Consider the following 6,703-nt stretch of genomic DNA (forward strand, 5'->3'; position numbering starts at 1 on the left):
GACTTAAATTTACTTAAGAGTAGGTCCTTCTTTCGATTGTTCATCAGTAATTTCTTCTATTTTAGGACCTTTTTTCTTCACATTGGGTAACGATTCAATTGTTTCCGTTATATGTTTACAAAGAGACTCCACATCATTAATTCGAATGTCACTTGGAACATGAGAAAATACGTGTGTTTCGCCATCAATTTCATACATGCTGTTTAGCATTTCCAACAAACCCGATTTTGCTAAGTATTTTGCCTCATGCATCGTAATGACTCGAGATCCTTCGGGAGTAAGCCCCATGAGTTGATTTCTTTTGTTCACTTGTTCATATTCTTCTTTAAGATAAGTATCATGCTCAGCAAAACCGACTTTAATCGAACATACTCTTTGTTTGTATCCAGGATTTTCAATCGTTACTTCATATAAAGGATTATTTATCGAGGTCCATTTACACAATACTTCACCAGGAACGGTTAATACATGAACCGCTCTCACATCTTGCATTTGTAAACCGACATAGGTTTTACCAAAATTTCGAATCATCGTAATTTCCGAATTTGTTGCTGCAGTATCCATGACGTTAGTCAAGCCTTGAAATTCTCCTGCGTGCTCCTTTTCTTCAAGTTCAAAACGTTTGCTATATCGTCTGTACAGTTCTTCATGAGTTGCTACCAGTTCTTTAGGATTAATAAAGAAAGGAGGCAAATTGGTTTCAGTTATCGCCCCTGTGCTAGGGACTACGGTACTGCTGCTCGCATAAGTCCCCCCCGTTACTAATGAAGGAGTAAATGAAGCAAAAATAGAAGAGTTATTACGAATTACGTGTTCGGGGATGTTATAGTGATGTTCTTTTTTGCCTGAGTGCGGACATACAAACTTTTCTTTTCTTAAAATATCAGTTACCTCAGCAATACTCATACCTCTAAAAAGCGAGAAACGCCCTTTATTATTTTTTTCCAAATGGAGAGCAAAACTCTGGAATGTACTTGTTTCAGAATTTATTTTATAGATTTTTCTAAAATCATCTAAAACAGAACTGTTTTTAGTTTTAATAAAATTTAATACTGTTGAGGAAAAGCCCTGTTTATGATGGTGAGCACCCGAACTGTAATTCCCGGTAAGAAAACTTAATCGCCTCATAATAATCGTTCCAATGAAGATTGTGTATTTAATTATAGCCAATTAAACACAAATCGATCTGTTGGTGTATTTTTAATACAAAATCAGGTTATTCCCGGAAATTTAAGGCACGAATGGCAACTTATAAAAAATATTAATTTATCCAATCAAGGATTAAAATTCAGGCTGTCTTTATCTACATCATCTTTCTAGTTTCTATTTACCTCACTTGCTGAACAGGGAATTCGTGCAACACAAACCATCTGGCCACCTACGGTGGCTAACTGGTGCTTTCAGCGTGATAATCGCGTTAGTCACCAAAAAATCAAAAAGAACAATTAATTGACCATCTGCTTTTAAAACAATATGATTATTTCCCTATTTTTATTCAATAGACTTAAAAAATGCCGTTAATTACCTTATATGAATTAGAAAACGCATATTACCCCAAATTCATTGAAGCACTTCAACGTGATATAAAAACAAGTGACTACAGTGAACAAGTTAATCATCAAGTTTTAAGTGTAGCCATTTTTTTATTGAGAGAACCTGGAAAATATACAGGCCTCAGCTTAGAGCAAATCATGATAGGAACCCTGAATATGGCAATAGTTCTGCAAATTTCCAAATATGGCTCTATTGCTCCGGAAAACATAGGGGAGAATCTTTATAATAATTACGTTCGTGAAAGCAATTATTGGTTTATGGGGTACAACAGGGCTTTAAAAAATTTCAAGGAATTATCCGATGAGGACGCTTTGAAATTAGCAATCCCCGTCATTGAGCGAGCTGCTAAGGGGTGCTTGTACATTACCCCCTGCTTCCCCCACACTTTAAATCTATTTTTCGAATATTGCATGCAGCTTAATAAAGATTTTATTCCTCCTGCTTTACCTACTGGGAATACATTTCATAAATGGAACCAAAACCAATTTTTGAGTTTTAACACAAGTTATTCCTCTTCTTTATTGAGTCAATCTTTATTTGCTGTGAAAGCCAATAGATTGCCTACAGAGAATCTTCCAAACGAGTTACAGAATGAATTAAACATGTTAGTTGAGGGAGACGATATAGTTGATGTAGAGGATGCAAGAATCACTTCACATTCATGTTGTACGATTAGTTAAACATTGATAAAGAATTGCCTTGTTGTTGAAAAGCTTAAGTAATTATCGGTAAGTGTTGGGTCATTTGACCCATTTTTTTAAACACAACAAACATCAACTAAAAGACATTAACATAAAGGAGACAGGCCCTTTTTTAATTTAATATTGCTCAAAAGGATTATATTTGATACAATTAAATCAATTTCGAGTTAGCTTCTGGATTCAACCTGAATCGAAACTTGGAATACAACGACTTATCTTCTCCCCTAAGGATTGCTGGAGAACTGATTATTCTAGTTTTAATGAATAAACGGGTTTGTCGCTGAGATAAAGGTCAGGAATAAATAAATTCAGGTTTGTTTACTCCTTAAGATTTTAATTCAGTGATAAAACGACTCGTTTTAATCCATCAAGTCTTGCTTTATCTCCTGTTAAAACAAATTCCGCTGCTCGTGAAGCAGTAATTTTAATTTTTTCTAAGGAGTATTGACCATGGCAATAATGAAACATGAATCGATAAAACCATCCTCTACTGTCGAAGGAATGAGTAGTGTTTGGATCACCATTCGCGTGGTAACTAATGATGTTTACAAATACATGGTACAGTATAATGACACTCCTATTGATATTTATGTTTCTATCGATGAATTTAATAAAAATCCTTATGAGGCTATTGAAAAAGAGATTAATGAACATTCCAAAACCAGGGAAGTTTTATTTACTAAAAAAATGGAACGTACCGGTACCTGTGGTCAGGAAGTCAGTTCTGTATCTTTGGATACGTACCTTGCAACTTATATAGTTGAGGTTCAGCTTCCATCATCAACCGTGAACAGTGCACCGAAAAAAGAACGTTCAATTTATGAAAACGCATTTGAATTACCCCAAGGATGGCAAATTCAATCCGCCCAGATAAACCGAATGGTACTCGATGTATTGGGATTAGAGCGTCATTTAATTGTTTGTCTTGACAAAACAAGTAAAAATTTGGAGCGACATGAAATTTGTCTTTTCAAAGAAAATGGCACCTGGTTTTATCGCATCCCTGGAGAAGATCAAGATCATATTTTACCTAATATATTTGAGCAATCTTTTGAACGATACATCTATAAATTTTTAGATCGGTATGCATCAAGATTGCCCGCTCGTACACCTCAATGGATAGATCTATGTGATGGAAAACATGGAGAGTTGGCTATGACCCTTACCATGGAAATATACAATGTGATGGCATCTGCAGGTCATATTCCCAAGGATTTCGGACTGGATTATCATTTCCCCTTGGAATTAGACTGGAACTCTGATCCTAGCAATCTGGCAATGATGTTAATACAAGGTTCCTTGCAGTCAGAATCTAATTTATCCAAATTACCTGCGGATCTAATCCATAGAATTTTTGCAGACTCTGTTGATAAAAAACCAGAACAGGTTAGCACTTACATCAACAAAGTAAATGAATCTGTTAAGAATATCTATACTGCCAGTATTGCCCCACAATTGATTTGCACAGGAAGATGGAACAATACACCAAGCATCAGTATTTCTTGTCCCAATGATCCAACACTGCTTGATAAATTTTATCAATCGAGCCTGCAGTCTTTCCACTACATGGCGAAGTTTGATCCCGAAAATCATCAAATCGTCATAAAAAACTCCAAAGGTATTGGCGATCAGGGTGTTTATCTAGCCAATGACGGACATGAGCTGGCTATTGCTTTTACATCCCAGGAAGAACGTGACAGCTGGGCTGAATTAATGGGTTTGGAACATGATTATTACAATCAAGGAATTGGAATCTGGGCTGATCACCCTCAATGCATCTACTTTACGAGCCGGTTTTTCCTGATTCAGGAATTAAAACAATACATTCAGGAAAAACGTCAAAAGTCGGAAGCCATGGTGCAAGCACTTGATGCCCTCTCGGCAGAACCTACCAGCATGCTTACGAAATTCAGTTTCTTTGTGCAGCAATTGTATAATAATGAACAAGAGGAAATGAAATCAAACCTGAAATACTGCAATAAGCAAATTTTAGCTGCAAAACTATTACTCGATGTTCTAAATAATAAAAGTGATGTTGACGGGTTAAGGTATAAATACCCTGATTATGTTTCAATCATAGAACAAGATGAAGTGCTTCATGGTATTCTGGCACAAATTGAGGAAAAGAGTTCTGCGCCACAACCAATGTGATTTGGAAATACACTTTGATTGAGTTTTAATTCAGCCGTATTAATCCGTAATATGGCTGATTCAATATTATCAACAGCGTTTTTCGCTTCGCTTAATAGTCTTCATTGAGGTATCTCCTTATGATCTTTCAAAACTCGTCTATAAAAATCGTGTGAGTACACTTTCTTCATTGTTTTTTAAAGATACTTAATGAGGTCTACATAGGATGCAACTCGATGCCAACTCATGTTGCATCTGCAAAGTGAAGCACTTTCATTTAAATAAAATTCTAGATTGTAATAAAGTCAATTAGTGAATACACTAGCTTTTTCAATTTTTATAAAGGATTATAAATGTGTTCCAAATTATCTAAGACGATTTTATCTCTCTCCATTTTTGCAACCTCTGCTTTCGCAGGTAGCATGGGATCAGCGCCTAATCCTCAAGGTTTTTTTATTGGGGTAGGTGGAAATTACAACTCACTAAGGATTCATCAGAACTCATGGGGTCTAGGGATTTCAAGCTTATATATTGACGGCGTGTACAATTCGACGGGAATTGCCCAAGGTAATGCCGCCCCGTTTAAAAACTGGAGCCAAAACTTATCACCAGAGGTTCAAACTGGATATTTAAGAAACTATAATGATAGCGTTTATTATGGGATTAAATTTACTTATCAATATCTTGGAGCAGTGGCAACGAATCGTGATCTTTACCTTCCTCAAACTGGCGTGCTCACAAGCTCATCCGGTGCCAAGAGCCCGATGTTTGGATATGCAATTGCTGATTCTGTTGAAGCAACAATTAACCATGATATGAATTTATTCGCTTTAATTGGTAAAAAGTTTGACAATAAAAGCATATACTTAGGTGCAGGTCCTTCGTTAATCAGTTTGCAATCACAAAACTACAACTCTATAGGTTATGCCATTGTCAATGGTGAAACTCTAAATGTAACCGGTTTGGTAAACTATGGTTCGCCTACTATGTGGGCATGGGGTGGCGGTGCTCAAATTGGAATGAACTATTTTCTTACTCCTTCATGGTTTATCGATGCATCCTATACTTTTTCAGCCTTAGAAGGTCGCGTAAGTCGACATGAACAATCATTTGCTAATACCTCAATAATGAATGGTGATACCCTATTGACAACAGGAATATTGGCAACAAAAGACACTTTTAAAACGACACTGTTGCAATCCATTAATATATCCATTAACAGATTGTTTGATTTTTAGGTTTCTGGTGTTGATGCACTAAGCAGGCCTCATTTAAAACAAAAAGCGAGTTCGCTTTGACCGTTTTTATAAATATTGAATCGGGTCTGCTTATAAATAACTCAAGATACTTTTTATGTCTCAACCAATTCAGACAGTATGCACATCAATGTGAACAGTAAAGCGAAGCCGATTAATAGGGGGAATTTAACACGCTTCATCCCCTTATTTTATCTTCGTTTTACTCATCATCCAATTTGTCCATAAGCACTTCGCCTCAATCGCTAGTTCGTTTTTAGGTAATTAATAAGTCCTTAATGTAATTAATTTATAATAAAAAGTATTCCCTATAAGCCTACGCATGACTACCTTGCGTTAGGTAACAATAATGTCCGGCACTATCCTCAAATCAGAAAAATACCCCATTAATGTTAACTTAATAAACTGAATGTATAATTAAAGAATGTAAAGTTCAACAATTGTCCTTGCGGGCTCAATTTAGAGAGTACATTTATGTTTAGTAAATTAGTAGAACAACGACTTCTAAGCGTCTTAAATGAGTCTAACCGAGATGAGTTTAATGCTGTTATTGCCGACTCCTCTCAAATTGAAACACCAGAAGAAGAACTTCAATTCCTCCTGGCTTTTCTTAATGGAATGATTGGAAAGGATAAAAATAATACAATTGTAAAACTCATGGGTGAGCTCTTGAGTAGCTATTTAATCTTTACCAATCCCTCCAGAGAATATTGCCAAAAATTAGACACGATATTGCAAGGTTATGAATCGAGTGTTGGTAATAATCCAGTTTACACTAAGCAACTGCAACAGATGAGGGGGAATTTGTCCCAACAAATAAAACTAAAAGATAAATCGGAATTCAAATCAACGCTTTTGAAAAATATAAGTCTGAGTGCGTGTGTGCTCATTACTCGGGCTTTTCTGGCAAAAAATAAATCTTTAGATGGCGACTACATTGATTTAATGATTGAAAAATTAAAAAAAGTCTCGCCTTTAGATTTAGAGAAAAATCCTGTTCTACGCCAAAATTATCTCACTTTAATCAAGGAATTAAAAAAGGCAACATCAGCCAATCCTCTT

At 35.8% G+C, this 6,703-nt stretch carries 5 protein-coding genes and 1 pseudogene; 4 read left to right on the top strand and 2 right to left on the bottom strand.

The features are described from left to right. Positions 1–9: 9 nt before the first annotated feature. Positions 10–1,128 carry a hypothetical protein gene (locus tag OQJ26_RS03790; protein ID WP_265702616.1) on the bottom strand — a complete coding sequence of 373 codons (1,119 nt, stop codon included), beginning with the start codon at positions 1,126–1,128 and terminating at the stop codon, positions 10–12. 383 nt (positions 1,129–1,511) lie between these two features. Between OQJ26_RS03790 and OQJ26_RS03795 the strand changes: the two genes are divergently transcribed. After that, positions 1,512–2,234 (top strand): hypothetical protein, encoded by a 723-nt coding sequence (locus OQJ26_RS03795; protein ID WP_265702617.1) that lies wholly within the window; start codon positions 1,512–1,514, stop codon positions 2,232–2,234. Positions 2,235–2,588: 354 nt separating this feature from the next. On the opposite strand, the gene OQJ26_RS03800 is transcribed toward OQJ26_RS03795, so the two are convergent. Beyond that, a complete protein-coding gene (locus OQJ26_RS03800) occupies positions 2,589–2,723 on the bottom strand; it encodes a hypothetical protein (RefSeq protein ID WP_265702618.1) in 135 nt (44 codons plus the stop codon). Between OQJ26_RS03800 and OQJ26_RS03805 the strand changes: the two genes are divergently transcribed. The 3 genes and pseudogenes from OQJ26_RS03805 to OQJ26_RS03815 all read left to right on the top strand — a co-directional run. Then, positions 2,706–4,406: a hypothetical protein gene (locus OQJ26_RS03805; protein WP_265702619.1), complete on the top strand. Its 1,701-nt coding sequence runs from the start codon at positions 2,706–2,708 to the stop codon at positions 4,404–4,406. The two genes, OQJ26_RS03800 and OQJ26_RS03805, sit on opposite strands and share 18 nt — an antisense overlap. Positions 4,407–4,738: 332 nt before the next feature. After that, positions 4,739–5,623 (top strand): outer membrane protein, encoded by an 885-nt coding sequence (locus OQJ26_RS03810; RefSeq protein WP_265702620.1) that lies wholly within the window; start codon positions 4,739–4,741, stop codon positions 5,621–5,623. A gap of 492 nt (positions 5,624–6,115) precedes the next feature. After that, positions 6,116–6,703, top strand: a pseudogene (locus tag OQJ26_RS03815) (ankyrin repeat domain-containing protein); the annotation flags it as partial.

Source organism: Legionella sheltonii (assembly GCF_026191355.1).
In the GTDB taxonomy this organism is placed as follows: Bacteria; Pseudomonadota; Gammaproteobacteria; order Legionellales; family Legionellaceae; genus Legionella; species Legionella sheltonii.